The organism is Bradyrhizobium sp. USDA 4452 (genome assembly GCF_054063575.1).
In genome coordinates, this window is sequence record NZ_JBSSGK010000001.1 from 7,375,618 (window position 1) to 7,390,739 (window position 15,122).

A 15,122-nucleotide genomic window follows, 5' to 3' on the forward strand; every position below is an offset into this window, starting at 1 on the left:
CGTCCTCTCGGTTGATGTGACCCGATGGCTTCTGTCCTCACCAACCTGTTCGACGGCGTCGCCTACGGCATGCTGCTGTTCGTGCTCGCCTGCGGGCTTGCGGTGACGCTCGGGCTGATGAACTTCGTCAACCTCGCGCATGGCGCCTTCGCCATGGCCGGCGGCTATATCTGCGCCGTGCTGGTCAATCAGTCCGGCTGGCCGTTCTTCGCAGGCCTGCCGCTCGCCTTTGTCGGAAGTGCCGCGATCGGCGTTGCGCTGGAGCGTACGCTGTACCGGCATCTCTATGGCCGCAGCCATCTCGACCAGGTGCTGTTCTCGATCGGTCTGGTGTTCATGTCGGTCGCGGCGGTCGACTACATCATGGGATCGTCACGGGTGTTCATCAAATTGCCGGCGGCGCTGGAGGGGCAGATCGACCTGTTCGGCGTCGGCATCGGGCGTTACCGGCTGATGATCGTCGCGATCTGCGGCCTGCTCACGCTGGCGCTGCAGCTGATCCTCGCGAAGACGCGGTTCGGCAGCCGCCTGCGCGCCGCGGTCGACGATCCGCGCGCCGCGATCGGGCTCGGCATCAACGTGCCGCAAGTGTTCGCTTTCACCTTCGCCTTCGGCTGCGGCCTTGCCGGGCTTGGCGGCGCGCTGAGCGCGGAGATCCTCGGGCTCGATCCGTACTTCCCGCTGAAATTCATGATCTACTTCCTGATCGTGGTGACGGTCGGCGGCTCGTCCTCGATCACTGGGCCGTTCCTGGCCTCGCTGCTGCTTGGCATCGCCGACGTCGCCGGCAAATATTACGTGCCGAAGGTCGGCCCCTTCGTGATCTACACGGTGATGATCGTGATCCTGCTCTGGCGCCCGAACGGCCTGTTCGGCCGCACCGCGGCGCGGTGAGGCTGATATGACCGCGTTGTCCGACGTCTCCACCCACGCGATGGCCAGCGCGCGCTGGCGGATCAGCGAGGTCGCCTTCTGGGTGCTGGCGCTGGCTTGTGCGTTCCTGTTCCCGTCGCGCTATCTGATCATGACCGATATCGTGCGGCTCGGCCTGTTCGCGGTCTCGCTCGATCTGATTCTCGGCTACGCCGGCATCGTCTCGCTCGGCCACGCGGCCTTCTTCGGCGTCGGCGCCTATTCGGCCGGCCTGCTGGCGCTGCATGGCATCATCAACGAGCCCGTCATCGCGCTGGTCGTCGCCGGTCTCGTTGCGGCGGTGCTCGGCTTCCTGACCAGTTTCCTGGTGATCCGCGGTGTCGACCTGACCCGGTTGATGGTCACGCTCGGCATCGCGCTGCTGCTGGAAGCGCTCGCCGAACGCTTCTCCGACATCACCGGCGGCACCGACGGCCTGCAGGGTATCGAGATGCAGCCGATCCTCGGGCGGTTCGCCTTCGACATGTTCGGCAAGACCGGGCTCTTCTACTCGCTGATCGTGCTGTTCATCCTGTTCCTGTTGGCCCGCCGCGTGGTGCATTCGCCGTTCGGCCTGTCGCTGCGCGCGATCAGGAACAATCCGCTGCGCGCGGCCGCGATCGGCATACCGGTCAACCGCCGCCTGATCGCGGTCTATACGCTGGCCGCCTTCTATGCCGGAATCGCCGGCGCGCTGTTCACCCAGACCACGGCGCTGGCCTCGCTCGACGTGTTTTCCTTCGAGCGCTCCGCCGATTTGATGCTGGTGCTGGTGATCGGCGGCACCGGCTATCTCTATGGCGGGTTGATCGGCGCGGTCGTGTTCAAGATGCTGCAGGAGCTGTTTCAGAGCATCACTCCGCAATACTGGCTGTTCTGGATCGGCCTCGTGCTGGTCATGATCGTGATGGTCGGCCGCGCGCGCATCCACCGCTGGGTGCTGTTCGTGCCGAACCTGATCATCCGACAATGCGCCGGCCGCAAGGCCGCCGTCACCGTGCCCGAGGGCGACGCGCCATGACGATCGCGCTCGAAACCCGCGGCCTCGAAAAGTCCTTCGGCGGGCTTCGCGTCACCCGCGACCTCTCGCTGAAGGTGGTGCAGGGCGCCCGCCACGCGCTGATCGGGCCGAACGGAGCCGGCAAAACCACCGTCATCAACCAGCTGACCGGGGTACTGACGCCGAACAGCGGGCGCATCCTGCTCGAAGGCTACGACATCACCGGCCTCTCCGTGCACAAGCGGGTGCTGCGCGGGCTGTCGCGCACCTTCCAGATCAACCAGCTCTATGCCGACCTGACCCCGCTCGAAACCATCGGGCTTGCGGTCTCCGAACGAATGGGCCGCGGCGGCGACTGGTGGCGGCGGATGGGAACGCGCGACGACGTCAATGCCGAGATCGCCGAGATCCTGTCGCGCTTCCATCTGCTCGACGTGATGACCGAGCTCACCTCGACATTGCCCTACGGCAAGCAGCGCCTGCTCGAGATCGCGGTTGCGATCGCCGCCAGGCCGCGGGTGCTGTTGCTCGATGAGCCCGCCGCCGGTGTGCCCGAGAGCGAACGCCACGACATCCTGGCGGCGGTTGCGGCGCTGCCGCGCGAGGTCACGGTGCTGCTGATCGAACACGACATGGATCTGGTGTTCTCCTTCGCCGACCGCATCTCGGTGCTGGTCAATGGCGGCCTGCTCACCGAAGGCGCGCCCGACGAGGTGGCACGCGATCCGCAGGTGAGGGCGGTCTATCTCGGCGAGACGACCGATGTCTGACTTGCTCTCCATCCAGGGCTTGCGCGCCGGATATGGCGAGGCGGTAGTGCTGCCCGACATGTCGCTGGCGCTTGCCGAGGGCCAGGTGCTGGCGCTGCTCGGCCGCAACGGCACCGGCAAGACCACGCTGATCAATTCGATTGTCGGCATCGTCAGGCGCCTCAGTGGCAGCATCGCGCTTGCGGGCCAAGACATCACGGCGCTGCGGCCCGACCAGCGCGCCCGAGCCGGGATCGGCTGGGTGCCCCAGGAGCGCAACATCTTCCGCTCGCTGACGGTGGAGGAGAACATGACCGCGGTGGCGCAGCCCGGGCCGTGGACGGTCGAGCGGGTGTACGAGATGTTTCCCCGCCTGAAGGAGCGGCGCAGCAATTTCGGCAACCAGCTGTCCGGTGGCGAGCAGCAGATGCTGGCGATCGGTCGCGCGCTGACGCTGAACCCGAAGGTGCTGCTGCTCGACGAGCCGACCGAAGGCCTTGCGCCGATCATCGTTGAGGAATTGTTAAAGGCGATCGGAACCGTCACCCGCTCAGGTGGCATCTGCTCGATCATCGTCGAGCAGAATGCCCAAAAGATTCTCGGGCTCGCCGACCGCGTTGTGATATTGGAACGCGGGACGATCGTGCATGATGCCGCAAGCAGCGCGCTGAAGGCCGATCCCTCCGTCCTCGAGCGCCATCTCGGCGTCGCCGGGACCAAAAAACACTGACGCCATCAGGGAGTTCACCATGCAGCGAACCAAGCCACCGTTCCGCGCCGACGAGGTCGGCAGCCTGTTGCGTCCGCCGAAGATCAAGGAAGCGCGCGCCAGGCTGGAGAAGGGCGAAATCTCGGCCGACGAGCTGCGCAGGATCGAGGACATGGAGATCGAGAAGGTCGTGCACAAGCAGGCCTCGGTCGGCCTCAAGCTTGCGACCGACGGCGAGTTCCGCCGCTCCTGGTGGCACTTCGATTTCCTCAGCCATCTGACCGGCTGCGAGCTGTTCCACCCCGACATGGGCATCCAGTTCGCGGGCGTGCAGACCCGGCACGACGCCATCAGGGTGATCGGCAAGCTGGACTTCTCCGATCATCACCCGATGCTCGATCACTTCAGGTTCCTGAAGAAAAACGCCGACCAGGCGCATGTCACCCCGAAGATGACGATCCCGTCGCCGGCGGTGCTGCACTTCCGCGGTGGCCGCAAGCTGATCTCGAAGGAGGTCTATCCAGATCTCGAGGAGTTCTATCAGGACCTCGGCAAGACCTATCGCAAGGCGGTGAAAGCGTTCTACGACGCCGGTTGCCGCTACCTGCAATTCGACGACACGGTGTGGGCCTATCTGTGCTCGCCGGAGGAATTGCAGAAGTCGCGCGACCGCGGCGACAATCCCGACGGCCTGCAGGAGATCTATGCCCGCATCATCAATTACGCGATCGCCGATCGTCCGTCCGACATGGTGATCACGACGCATGTCTGCCGCGGCAATTTCCGCTCGACCTGGATTTCCTCCGGCGGTTACGAGCCGGTCGCCGAGACCATGCTGGCCGGCACCAATTACGACGGCTATTTCCTCGAATATGATTCCGATCGTGCCGGCGGCTTCGAGCCGCTGCGCTTCCTGCCCAAGGGCAACAAGGTCGTGGTGGTCGGCGTCATCACCTCGAAGTTCGGTGAGCTCGAGAAGAAGGACGACATCAAGCGGCGGCTGGAGGAGGCATCCAAGTTCGCCCCGATCGAGCAGCTCGCGGTGTCGCCGCAATGCGGCTTCGCCTCGACCGAGGAGGGCAATATCCTCTCCGAGGAAGAGCAGTGGGCCAAGCTCAGGCTCGCGGTCGAGGTCGCAAACGAGGTGTGGGGGAAATAGCCTCCGCTGTATCCTCGTGTCATTGCGAGGAGCGACAGCGACGAAACAATCCACCCTTGCTTTTGTGGAGGCATGGATTGCTTCGCTTCGCTCGCAATGACAGAGGGGTTCACCTCTCCGCCAGATAGACCTCGCCGAGCAGCGAGGAGTTCGACCACGGCACCTGCTTGCCCTTGGTCGCGGCGACGACTTCGGCGCGGACCCGCGTCAGCATCTGCTGCACTTCGAGGCCGGGCGTGCCGACGTGGCGCGACAGTGCGGCCGAGAACGGGCTGTTGGCGCCTTCGCCGTCGAGCGCGACCTGGCCCGGCGCGGTCGCGAACGCGATCAGCGTGCCGGCGCCGAGCGTCGAGCCCGATCCGAGCGAGGCAGGCGCGGCAAGGCCTGAGCCGGCCTCGATGCCGCGGCTCGGGCCGGAGGACGCCACCTGCGGAGCCATGGGATTGTTGCGGCAGGCATCCAGGATCAAAATGTTGGTGCGGATCTGGTCGTCGAGGCCGGCCATGATGGTGTCCATGTCGACCATCGCGTCGGTCATGCGACCGCCCGCCTTGAATTCGATATCGACCGGCACGAGGTAGTTGCGGCCATCGACCTGCACGCCGTGGCCGGCGTAGTAGACCACGGCGATCTGCGACCGCGCCGCCTCGCGCAGGAAATCATGGATCGTCGTCTGCATCGCGTCGCGATCGAGATCGAGCCCTTCGGAGACGGTGAAGCCGATGTCGCGCAGGCTCCTTGCGATGGCGTGGGCGTCGTTCGGCGGGTTGGGCAGCGCCTTGACATGCGCATAGGCGCCGTTACCGATCACCAGCGCGACGCGTCGGGCGGTGGCTGCGGCCTGCACGCGTGCCGTGGGCGCGGTGGGCGCCGGCGGTGCGGGCGCAGGGCTGCTCTCGGCGGCAGGTGCCGCCGCGGTCTTGCGCGGCGCTGCGTCGGCTTCCTTGAGCAGTGCAAGCCGCACCTTGGCGGTGGCCTGGTTGGCCTTGCTACCGGCATCGGAGGCCACGCCTTCGAGCACTGAGGCGTAATCTTCCTTGGCGTGCGCAGCGTCGCCCTTGGCCTCATAGGCGAGGCCGCGCTGGGTGTGGGCCGAGATCAGCACGCTGCCGGGTGGCGTCATGATGTTGGCGGGCGCCTTCGCCTTCGCGAGCCGGATCGCTTCGGTCGTGTCCGCAATCGCGCGCGCGATCTCGCCCTTGGCGCGCCAGATCACGGCGCGGCTGATCAGCGGCTGCGGCAGCGACGGATCGATCCGGACCGCTTCGTTGATGTCGGCGAGCGAGCCGTCGAGATCGCCGAGCGCCTGCTTCGATGAGCCGCGGTTCTGATAGGAGAACGCCGACTTCGGACCGGTCCTGATCGCGGCGTCGTAGTCGGCGATGGCCTTGGCGTATTCGCCCTTGCCGCGATAGGCATTGCCGCGGTTGTGATAGATGATGCCGCTCGGCGGCCCCATGCGCAGGGCGTCGTTGAAGTCGGCAATCGCGATGTCGTATTCGCCCTTGTCGCAATAGGCCGAGCCGCGCAGATTGTAGACGGCGGTGCTGGGCTTGAGGCGCAGCGCCTCGGTGGCGTCAGCGATCACCTGCGCGTAGTTGCCTTTCTTGTTCCAGCCCACCGCGCGCCAGAAATAGATGGTCGCGAGCTTCTCGCCGGAAAACACCTTCAACGCGATGATCTTGGTGCAGGCGTCGATCATCTGGTCGGCCGGCGTGGTGTCGGTCGTGCAGAGTGGGCCGAGCTGGGCGCGGGCCTGAGCAGAGCAGGGCGCCGACCACAGGAAGGCTGCGAGCAGACAGGGGATCAGGAGCAGGCGGCGCATCGGTCATCCAGAGGTGGGCCGTCACGATGATCGGTGACAGCACGCCGATCCAAAAGGCGGTTCCAGGAGGTTGTCCATGACTGTTTGGTGATCGGCCGTGGAGGGGGGTTCAACAGGTGGGAAAATGGTGGTAACACCTTGCAGCACACTACTTCTGCCCACTCCTGTCCCACTCGAACAGCTGCCCACTCGGCGTGATGAAGAACGACGAAATCCTCAGTCAGATCACGGATTTCTGCCGCCACTCCGACATGGCGGAGACGACGTTCGGCCGCCGTGCCGTCAATGACGGCAAGCTGGTGCACCGGCTGCGCGAGGGCAAGCGCATCACCATCGATACGCTCGATCGCATCAATGCCTTTATCGCCACCTCGACGCCGGGCGGCGTGGCGCCGCCGCGTGGCCTCGTGGTGCCGCCGGAAAAGCGCGATCCGAGGGGCAATTTCCGCTTCTTCGAGAACCGCCAGCGCTATCTGTTGTTCGTGCACACCTGCAGCGAGAAGCGCGTGATCGCCGATCGCGTCGCGTTGGAGCTGGCCGCGATCCACCCGCGGCCGCCGGCGCTGCGGGTGTTCGATGCCGGGATGGGCGACGGCACGGTGCTGGCGCGGGTCCTGCGTGCCATGCATGGCCGCTTCCCACATATGCCGTTCTATGTCGCCGGCAAGGAACTGAGCCTGGAGGACGTCCGCCTCACCCTCGACAAGGTCCCCGACCGACTGTTCGAGCACCCGGCGAGCGTCTTCGTCTTCACCAACATGTATTACGCCGAGGCGCCCTGGCTGACGCCGAAGAACTCCGCGGCGGCCGCCAGCATGATCTGGCACGAGGTGGCCCTGCGCGGCGCGTCCTCGGGCGAATTCGAGGCCCAGATCGCGGAACTCGGCCCCTTCCTGGAGCAGAACTGGCGCGCCAACCTCAGCCCCGGCAACGCGATGCCGATCTATGAGCGGCCGGTGGCGCTGGTGCTGTACCGCGACGATCACCGCTTCCTGCTCGATTCCATCATTCCCCGCGCCGGCCGGACCGAGGCCAATTTCGACCTCGTGATCGCCTCGCAGCCCTATCGCGCCAAATCTTCGGTGAATTTCCGCGCCAAGCGGATCATCGCGCCGCTCGCCCGCGCGCTGCGCGGCGGCGGACGGCTGATAGGAATCCACTCCCACGGAAGCGATCCCGGACTTGAAATCATTCAAGCCGTCTGGCCCGGAGAAAATCCTTTCGCCGTCAGCCGTCATGAGATACTGCGCGCGGTGAAATACGAGTTGGGCTCGGCCGGCCGCGAGCTAAATTTCAACGCCTACGCCGATAACCGATCGATCTTCCGATATGATATGGAAGCGCTGCCCAATGAGGTGACCGGCTCGATCGGAACCTCGACGGCCTTCGCCGCGTGGAATGCAGCCGTGTATGTCGCGCAGATCGAAGATGAGCGGCTGACTGAAACGACCGAAAACGGACGAGCTCTCGAGGCCACACGCGAGGTTCTCCGCAAGCACAACGGGCTGTGGTTCTACGACGAATCCTACGTCATCTCGCGGCGACGAGACTGACATTCCGGGGACATATTCACCAACCAACGTCGGACTTCGACGAAACAAGGGGTTTGCTTGATGCGCGCGTCTTATCTCTTCACCAGCGAGTCGGTCTCGGAAGGCCATCCGGACAAGGTCTGCGATCGCATCTCGGATGAGATCGTCGATCTGTTCTATCGCGAGGGGCCGAAGGCGGGCATCGACCCGTGGCAGATCCGCGCGGCGTGCGAAACGCTCGCGACCACCAACAAGGTGGTGATCGCCGGCGAAACCCGCGGGCCGGCTTCGGTCACCAACGAGCAGATCGAGGGCGTGGTTCGCTCCGCGATCAAGGACATCGGCTACGAGCAGGACGGCTTCCACTGGAAGACCTGCGACATCGAGATCCTGCTGCATCCGCAGTCGGCCGATATCGCGCAAGGCGTCGACGCGCTGCAGCCGGGCGAGGTCAAGGAAGAGGGGGCCGGCGACCAAGGCATCATGTTCGGTTACGCCACCAACGAGACGCCGGACCTGATGCCGGCGCCGATCTTCTACGCCCACAAGATCCTGCGGCTGATCTCCGAAGCGCGCCACTCCGGCAAGGAGAAAGTGCTCGGACCGGACTCCAAGAGCCAGGTCACCGTGCAGTACGAGAACGGCAAGCCGGTCGGCGTCCGCGAGATCGTGGTGTCGCATCAGCATCTGGTCGAGGACCTCTCGTCGAAGCAGATCCGCGACATCGTCGAGCCGTATGTGCGCGAGGCGCTGCCGAAGGAATGGATCAACGGCAAGACGATCTGGCACATCAACCCGACCGGCAAGTTCTTCATCGGCGGTCCCGATGGCGACTCCGGCCTGACCGGCCGCAAGATCATCGTCGACACCTATGGCGGTGCGGCTCCGCATGGCGGCGGCGCATTCTCCGGCAAGGATCCGACCAAGGTCGACCGCTCGGCCGCCTACGCCGCGCGCTATGTCGCCAAGAACATCGTCGCGGCCGGTCTTGCCGACCGCTGCACGCTGCAGCTCGCCTACGCGATCGGCGTGGCGCGCCCGCTGTCGATCTACATCGACACCCACGGCACCGGTAAGGTGTCGGAGGATGAGCTCGAGAAGGCCGCAGCAAAGGCGATGGATCTGACGCCGCGCGGCATCCGCACCCATCTCGATCTCAACCGCCCGATCTACGCGCGCACCTCGGCCTACGGCCATTTCGGCCGCACGCCGGACAATGAAGGCGGCTTCTCCTGGGAGAAGACCGATCTCGTCGAGCCGCTGAAGCGCGCGCTCTAACTTTCTTGCCTCGCCCCGCCTGCGGGGAGAGGTCGCCACGAAGTGGCGGGTGAGGGGGAATCTCCGCGAATTCAGAGCGCGGATCGTGCCCCTCACCCCCGGCCTTCTTCCTGTAGAGGCGGGGAGAGGGAGAAGATCGTGCCACATCGCGCTCCGCCCGCTTTGTTGCTGACACGCTGAATTCACTCATTAGGAAACCGACATGAACGCCCCCACGAAGCCCAGCTTCACCGACTACATCGTCAAGGACATTGCGCTCGCCGATTTCGGCCGCAAGGAAATCTCTCTGGCCGAGACCGAGATGCCCGGTCTGATGGCCACCCGCGAGGAGTATGGCCCCAAGCAGCCGCTGAAGGGCGCACGCATCGCCGGCTCCCTGCACATGACGATCCAGACCGCCGTGCTGATCGAGACGCTGGCCGCGCTCGGCGCCGATATCCGCTGGGTCTCCTGCAACATCTACTCGACTCAGGATCACGCCGCTGCCGCGATCGCAGCCGCCGGCATTCCGGTGTTCGCCGTGAAGGGCGAGACGTTAACTGAATACTGGGACTACACCGCAAAGCTGTTCGACTGGCACGGCGGCGGCACGCCCAACATGATCCTTGATGACGGCGGCGACGCCACCATGCTGGTGCACGCCGGCTACCGGGCCGAGCAGGGCGACACCGCTTTCCTCGACAAGCCGACCTCCGAGGAGGAGGAGATCTTCTACGCGCTGGTCAAGCGTCTCCTGAAGGAGAAGCCGAAGGGCTACTTCGCCGAGATCGCCAAGAACATCAAGGGCGTCTCGGAAGAGACCACCACGGGCGTGCATCGCCTGTACGAGATGGCCAACACGGGCACACTTTTGTTCCCGGCAATCAACGTCAACGACAGCGTCACCAAGTCGAAGTTCGACAACCTCTATGGCTGCCGCGAGTCGCTGGTCGACGGCATCCGCCGCGGCACCGACGTGATGCTGTCGGGCAAGGTCGCGATGGTCGCGGGCTTCGGCGACGTCGGCAAGGGCTCGGCCGCCTCACTGCGCCAGGCCGGCTGCCGCGTCATGGTCTCCGAGGTCGATCCGATCTGCGCGCTGCAGGCCGCGATGGAAGGCTATGAGGTCGTGACCATGGAGGACGCGGCGCCGCGCGCCGACATCTTCGTCACCGCCACCGGCAACAAGGACATCATCACCATCGAGCACATGCGCGCGATGAAGGATCGCGCCATCGTCTGCAACATCGGTCACTTCGACAACGAGATCCAGATCGCTTCGCTGCGCAATCTGAAGTGGACCAACATCAAGCCGCAGGTCGACGAGATCGAATTCCCCGACAAGCATCGCATCATCATGCTGTCGGAAGGACGCCTCGTGAACCTCGGCAATGCGATGGGCCATCCGTCCTTCGTGATGTCGGCGTCCTTCACCAACCAGACTCTGGCGCAGATCGAGCTGTTCGCCAACAACAAGGATGGCAAGTACGCCAAGAAGGTCTACGTGCTGCCGAAGACGCTCGACGAGAAGGTCGCCCGCCTGCACCTCGCCAAGATCGGCGTCAAGCTGACCGAGCTGCGCAAGGACCAGGCCGACTACATCGGCGTCAAGCAGGAAGGTCCGTACAAGTCGGACCACTACCGCTACTGAGCCGCGCTGACCGCGATCGATGAAGTGAAAAGCCCCGGCATCGTCCGGGGCTTTTTGCCGAGATGGCTCAGCGTGCCGTCATTGCCGACGGGCTCGCGACGCGGCGGCAAGGAGCCTGCATCACCCCGAAGCCCGCGCCGTGCCGTGCCCGAGTTGCCGCGAGATCTCGCCTGCACAATCGCGCAGCGCGGTCGCGATAGCGCTGTCCCAGCCGGCGTCGAACGTGCCCTCCGGTCCCATCGCGGTGATGACCAGGGCGACGTGGCCGGCATGATCGAACACCGGGGCGGCGAAGGCGTTGACGCCGGGCAGGGGATCGCCGATCGCGCGCGCGAGACCGCGGCTCTGCACCTCGGCAAGTATTTCCGTGGTCTTCGCGGTGATGGTCTCGCGTTTCGGATTGTAGCCAACGCCGAGGCGATCGAGGCCGCTCTCGAGCGCCGTCTTGACGGCGTTCGGCGGCATGAAGGCGGCGAAGGCGCGGCCGGTTGCGGTCTCGAGCAGCGCCACCACCGAGCCGACGCGCATGGCGATATGCACGGGATGGCTCGGCTCCTCGAGCCGCACCACCGTCGCGCCGTGGGTGCCCCAGACCGACAGCGACACCGCATGGTTGATGCTGTCGGCGAGCGCGGCGATCCGCGGCGTTGCGATTCGCACCGCGGATTGTCGGCGCAGGCTGATCAGGCCGAGCTCGAGCGCCAGCGCGCCGATCTCGTAACGGCCGGTGGTCTCGTCCTGCTCGATCAGGCCGATGCGGGAAAAGCTGACGAGATAGGGATGCGCCTTGGCCGGCGGCATGCCGGCCTCGCGGGCGAGATCGCGCAGCATCATCGGTTCGCCGCTGCGGGCGAGCGCCCGGAGCAATTCTCCGCCGACCTCGATCGACTGTATGCCGCGGCTTTCTCTCGTCATGTGGTCCTGTTCGTGTTCGTGCTTCTCGCAATTGGCAGGAAATCCGGCCCTTCGTGCTACCACCGTCATCCTAAGGTGCTCGCGAAGCGAGCCTCGAAGGATGCACGGCCACAGTCGGGGCCGCCCATCCTTCGAGACGCGCTGCGCGCTCCTCGGGATGACGGGACTTTTGTCATGCCGCGGTTCCTTCTCTCGCCGCGCCGGCGATGTGCTTGCCTGCGATGTAGCCGAAGGTCAGCGCGGGGCCGAGCGTGATGCCGGCGCCGGGATAGTTGCCGCCCATGATGCTCGCCATGTCGTTGCCGGCGGCATAGAGGCCGGCAATCGGCTGGCCGTCGGCGTCGAGGGCGCGGGCATTGGCGTCGGTCCGGATCCCGGCATAGGTGCCGAGATCGCCGATCACCATCTTGATGGCGTAGAACGGCCCGTGCTGGATCGGCGCGATGCACGGATTGGGGCCGTGCAGGGCATCGCCCTGGTAGCGGTTGTAGGCGCGCGAGCCCTTGCCGAAAGCGGGGTCGCGGCCCTCCGCGGCGGTCGCGTTGAACGCCGCGACGGTTGCCTCGAGCGCTTTCGCGTCGATGCCGGCCTGCGCGGCAAGCTCGGACAGCGTCGCGCCGCGCTTGAGATAGCCGGTCTTCAGGTGATGGCCGAGCGGCATCGGGCGCGGCGGCACGCAGCCGAGGCCGTATTTGCGCAGCGTCGCGTGATCGCAGAGCAGGAAGGCCGCGATCTCCTCGCCAGGCTTCGCCGCCTTGATCATTTCCTGCACGAAGTCGTGGTAGGAATTGCCTTCATTGGCAAACCGCTTGCCGTCGCGCATGACAGCGATCACGCCGGGTTTGGCGCGGTCGATGAAATGCGGCATCACGCCCTTCGAGCCGTCCTTGCGCGTGGTGACCGAGACCGGCACCCAGGCCGCGGCATTCGGCAGTGAGTCCTCGACACGGCCGCCTGCAGATTCCGCAAGGCGCAGGCCGTCGCCGGTGTTGCCGGTCGGACCCGGCGAGTAATGTTCCTTGCCGGTCGGCGCATGCGGAAACATCTTCTGCCGCCGCGCGACGTCATGCGGGAAGCCGCCGCAGGCGAGCACGACGCCGCGCTTCGCGTTGACGCGGACGGTGCGGCCTTCGCGCTCTATCACCGCGCCGCGCACCACGCCGTTCTCGACGATCAATTCGCGCACCGGCGAATTGAGCCAGAGCGGGATCTTCAGGTCGAAGGCGGATTTCGCCAGCCGGCCGGCCAGCGCGTTGCCGTTGGTCAGCGTCATGCCGCGGCCGTTGCGCATCACGTCGATCGCGTGCTTCGACAGCCGCTTGGCGACATAGGCCGCCGAAGTCAGCGACCGCGTCGCGCGCATGAAGTGGACGATCTCCTTGCCGGAGCCCAGCATCATGCCGAACACGGTGAGCTCGGGCAGGGGGCTGCCGAGGTTCTTGATGGCCTCGCCGAGCTCGTGGCCGTCGAACGGCCGCGTCACCATCGAGCGGCCGCCCTGCGCGCCCCCGGGCGCCTCCGCATGATAGTCTGGGAAGGTCAGCGGCATGTCGAACCGCACGGCGGTCTTGGTGGTGAAGAAGTCGACCGCCTTCGGCCCTTCGGTGAGGAACGCATCGACACGCGCGGCGTCGAAGCTGTTGCCGGCCTCGTGGCGCAGGTAGGTCCTGGCCTGATCGGGGCTCTCCTCGATGCCCCAGGCCTTCGCCAGCGAGGTGCCGGGAATCCACAGCCAGCCACCGGAACGCGCGGTGGTGCCGCCGAAGCGCGGCTCCTTCTCGACCACCAGGACCTTGAGGCCGTGATGGCCGGCGGTGACCGCCGCCGACAGCCCGGCGCAGCCGGAGCCGACGACGAGCGCGTCGCAGTTGTACGCTTCTTGCGTTTCTTCGTTGGCCACGCGATCGATCCTATTTCTTGAGCAGCGGGCACTTGGACTCGGACACCGGGCGGAAGGCGTCCTCGCCCTTCACCGTCTTGATGATGTCGAGATAGTCCCACGGCTCCTTGGATTCCGAGGGCTTCTTCACCTTCGCCAGATACATGTCGCGGATGACGCGGCCGTCCTCGCGCAGCTTGCCGCCATGCACGAAGGTGTCCTCGATCGGCAGCTCGCGCATCTTGGCCATCACCGCTTTCGGATCATCGGTGCCGGCGGCCTGGATCGCCTTGAGATAATGCAGCACCGAGCCGTAGACGCCGGTCTGGATCATGGTCGGCATCACGTTGGCGCGGGCGAAGAACTTCTTCGACCAGGCGCGCGTCTTCTCGTCCATGTTCCAGTAGGATGCCGTCGTCATATAGGTGCCCTGCGCGGCGTTGAGCCCGATCGCATGCACGTCGGTGTCGAACATCAAAAGGCCCACCAACTTCTGGCCACCCTGCACGAGGCCGAACTCGCCGGACTGCTTGATCGAATTATCGGTATCCTGGCCGGCATTGGCGAATGCCACGACGTCCGCCTTCGAGCTCTGCGCCTGCAGCGCAAAGGAGGAGAAGTCGGCGGTGTTGGTCGGGTGCCGGACGCTGCCGAGCACCTTGCCGCCCATCTCGTTGATGAAGCGGGTGGCATCCTTCTCGAGCTGCTGGCCGAACGCATAGTCCGCGGTGACGAAGAACCAGGACTTGCCGCCCTCCGCGATCACTGCCGAGGCCGTCACCTTCGACAGCGCATAGGTGTCGTAGGCGAAGTGCACCGTGTTGGGGCTGCACAGCTCGTCGGTCAGCGAGCTGGCGCCGGGGCCGGACAACAGCGCAATCTTGTTGCGCTCGCGCACCATGTTGTGCACGGCAATCGCGATGCCGGAATTCGGGATGTCGACGACCGCGTCGACCTTGCCGTTGTCGAACCAGCCGCGCACGATCTGCACGCCGACATCGGTCTTCATCTGGTGGTCGGCGGAGACGATCTCGATTGGCTTGCCGAGCACGGTGGGGCCGAACTCCTCGACCGCCATCTTGGCCGCCTCGACCGAGCCTGGGCCGGAATTGTCGCGCCCCCAGCTCGAGAGGTCGGTCAGCACGCCGATGCGTACGACGTCATCGGACACCTGGGCATGAGCGGCCGTGGTCATTGCCGCGAGAATGGCTGCCGCCAAAACTTGTCTCATCATTCCTCCCTCTCGATGTCCGCATTCTCAGACGGACCATTTCGCGATTAGTAATTATCTAATCAGTTTGTCAATGGCGAATGATGGGTGTGTGATTGCGGCCACACGGTGGCCTGCTCGAATAAGGCGGTGCTTCACATTTGGTGAGCAGACGCTTACATGGCTGAACCGGGATGGCACGGCAGCAGGGCTTTGGCTCGCGCCAGAGCTCGCGGCAGTGTCAAGTCACGATGAAACAGGGGAATTTTCGCGGACGGCGTTGCGCTTCGCCGCCCAGGGCTAAGCCGCCCATTGAGGGTTCAG

General features: G+C 65.3%; 12 protein-coding genes. 8 read left to right on the forward strand and 4 right to left on the reverse strand.

All coding sequences use genetic code 11. From position 1 onward, the window contains the following. The first annotated feature begins 24 nt into the window (after positions 1-24). The 5 genes from ACVISU_RS34670 to ACVISU_RS34690 are packed head-to-tail and all read left to right on the forward strand — an operon-like array spanning position 25 to position 4,529. Complete coding sequence (locus tag ACVISU_RS34670) at positions 25-894, forward strand: branched-chain amino acid ABC transporter permease (protein WP_456709940.1); 870 nt, start codon at positions 25-27, stop codon at positions 892-894. Between the two features lie 7 nt (positions 895-901). Next, positions 902-1,933 carry a branched-chain amino acid ABC transporter permease gene (locus ACVISU_RS34675; RefSeq protein ID WP_050403573.1) on the forward strand — a complete coding sequence of 344 codons (1,032 nt, stop codon included), beginning with the start codon at positions 902-904 and terminating at the stop codon, positions 1,931-1,933. After that, positions 1,930-2,682, forward strand: a complete 753-nt coding sequence (locus tag ACVISU_RS34680) for an ABC transporter ATP-binding protein (RefSeq protein ID WP_456709941.1) — start codon at positions 1,930-1,932, stop codon at positions 2,680-2,682. The genes ACVISU_RS34675 and ACVISU_RS34680 overlap by 4 nt, the downstream gene beginning before the upstream one ends. Then, on the forward strand, positions 2,675-3,391 hold the full coding sequence (locus ACVISU_RS34685; protein WP_456709942.1) for an ABC transporter ATP-binding protein: 717 nt from the start codon (positions 2,675-2,677) through the stop codon (positions 3,389-3,391). The genes ACVISU_RS34680 and ACVISU_RS34685 overlap by 8 nt, the downstream gene beginning before the upstream one ends. A 19-nt stretch (positions 3,392-3,410) precedes the next feature. Continuing rightward, positions 3,411-4,529 (forward strand): cobalamin-independent methionine synthase II family protein, encoded by a 1,119-nt coding sequence (locus ACVISU_RS34690; RefSeq protein ID WP_050403570.1) that lies wholly within the window; start codon positions 3,411-3,413, stop codon positions 4,527-4,529. A gap of 109 nt (positions 4,530-4,638) precedes the next feature. Here ACVISU_RS34690 and ACVISU_RS34695 read toward each other — a convergent pair whose 3' ends face one another. Then, positions 4,639-6,354, reverse strand: a complete 1,716-nt coding sequence (locus ACVISU_RS34695) for a caspase family protein (RefSeq protein WP_456709943.1) — start codon at positions 6,352-6,354, stop codon at positions 4,639-4,641. 197 nt (positions 6,355-6,551) lie between these two features. On the opposite strand from ACVISU_RS34695, the gene ACVISU_RS34700 reads away from it, so the two are divergent. The 3 genes from ACVISU_RS34700 (at position 6,552) to ahcY (ending at position 10,794) form a co-directional block, all read left to right on the forward strand. Beyond that, complete coding sequence (locus ACVISU_RS34700; protein WP_456709944.1) at positions 6,552-7,907, forward strand: hypothetical protein; 1,356 nt, start codon at positions 6,552-6,554, stop codon at positions 7,905-7,907. A 60-nt stretch (positions 7,908-7,967) separates the two neighbouring features. Beyond that, positions 7,968-9,164, forward strand: coding sequence for a methionine adenosyltransferase (metK, locus tag ACVISU_RS34705; RefSeq protein ID WP_050403567.1), 1,197 nt, complete (start codon positions 7,968-7,970; stop codon positions 9,162-9,164). 202 nt (positions 9,165-9,366) lie between these two features. Continuing rightward, entirely contained in the window at positions 9,367-10,794 is a 1,428-nt protein-coding gene (gene ahcY / locus ACVISU_RS34710) for an adenosylhomocysteinase (RefSeq protein WP_456709945.1), read from the forward strand. Between the two features lie 120 nt (positions 10,795-10,914). Here ahcY and ACVISU_RS34715 read toward each other — a convergent pair whose 3' ends face one another. The 3 genes from ACVISU_RS34715 to ACVISU_RS34725 form a co-directional block, all read right to left on the reverse strand. Continuing rightward, entirely contained in the window at positions 10,915-11,709 is a 795-nt protein-coding gene (locus tag ACVISU_RS34715) for an IclR family transcriptional regulator (RefSeq protein WP_456709946.1), read from the reverse strand. Positions 11,710-11,881: 172 nt separating this feature from the next. Further along, positions 11,882-13,609 (reverse strand): FAD-dependent oxidoreductase, encoded by a 1,728-nt coding sequence (locus ACVISU_RS34720; protein ID WP_456709947.1) that lies wholly within the window; start codon positions 13,607-13,609, stop codon positions 11,882-11,884. A 10-nt stretch (positions 13,610-13,619) separates the two neighbouring features. Beyond that, positions 13,620-14,822, reverse strand: coding sequence for an ABC transporter substrate-binding protein (locus ACVISU_RS34725; RefSeq protein WP_430641562.1), 1,203 nt, complete (start codon positions 14,820-14,822; stop codon positions 13,620-13,622). Between the last annotated feature and the right edge of the window lie 300 nt (positions 14,823-15,122).

Coding starts and splice junctions, on each gene's coding strand:
- ahcY (WP_456709945.1), top strand. CDS start 9,367: ATGAACGCCCCCACGAAGCCCAGCTTCACCGACTACATCGTCAAGGAC.
- ACVISU_RS34695 (WP_456709943.1), bottom strand. CDS start 6,354: ATGCGCCGCCTGCTCCTGATCCCCTGTCTGCTCGCAGCCTTCCTGTGG.
- ACVISU_RS34670 (WP_456709940.1), top strand. CDS start 25: ATGGCTTCTGTCCTCACCAACCTGTTCGACGGCGTCGCCTACGGCATG.
- ACVISU_RS34685 (WP_456709942.1), top strand. CDS start 2,675: ATGTCTGACTTGCTCTCCATCCAGGGCTTGCGCGCCGGATATGGCGAG.
- ACVISU_RS34680 (WP_456709941.1), top strand. CDS start 1,930: ATGACGATCGCGCTCGAAACCCGCGGCCTCGAAAAGTCCTTCGGCGGG.
- metK (WP_050403567.1), top strand. CDS start 7,968: ATGCGCGCGTCTTATCTCTTCACCAGCGAGTCGGTCTCGGAAGGCCAT.
- ACVISU_RS34700 (WP_456709944.1), top strand. CDS start 6,552: ATGAAGAACGACGAAATCCTCAGTCAGATCACGGATTTCTGCCGCCAC.
- ACVISU_RS34715 (WP_456709946.1), bottom strand. CDS start 11,709: ATGACGAGAGAAAGCCGCGGCATACAGTCGATCGAGGTCGGCGGAGAA.
- ACVISU_RS34690 (WP_050403570.1), top strand. CDS start 3,411: ATGCAGCGAACCAAGCCACCGTTCCGCGCCGACGAGGTCGGCAGCCTG.
- ACVISU_RS34675 (WP_050403573.1), top strand. CDS start 902: ATGACCGCGTTGTCCGACGTCTCCACCCACGCGATGGCCAGCGCGCGC.
- ACVISU_RS34725 (WP_430641562.1), bottom strand. CDS start 14,822: ATGATGAGACAAGTTTTGGCGGCAGCCATTCTCGCGGCAATGACCACG.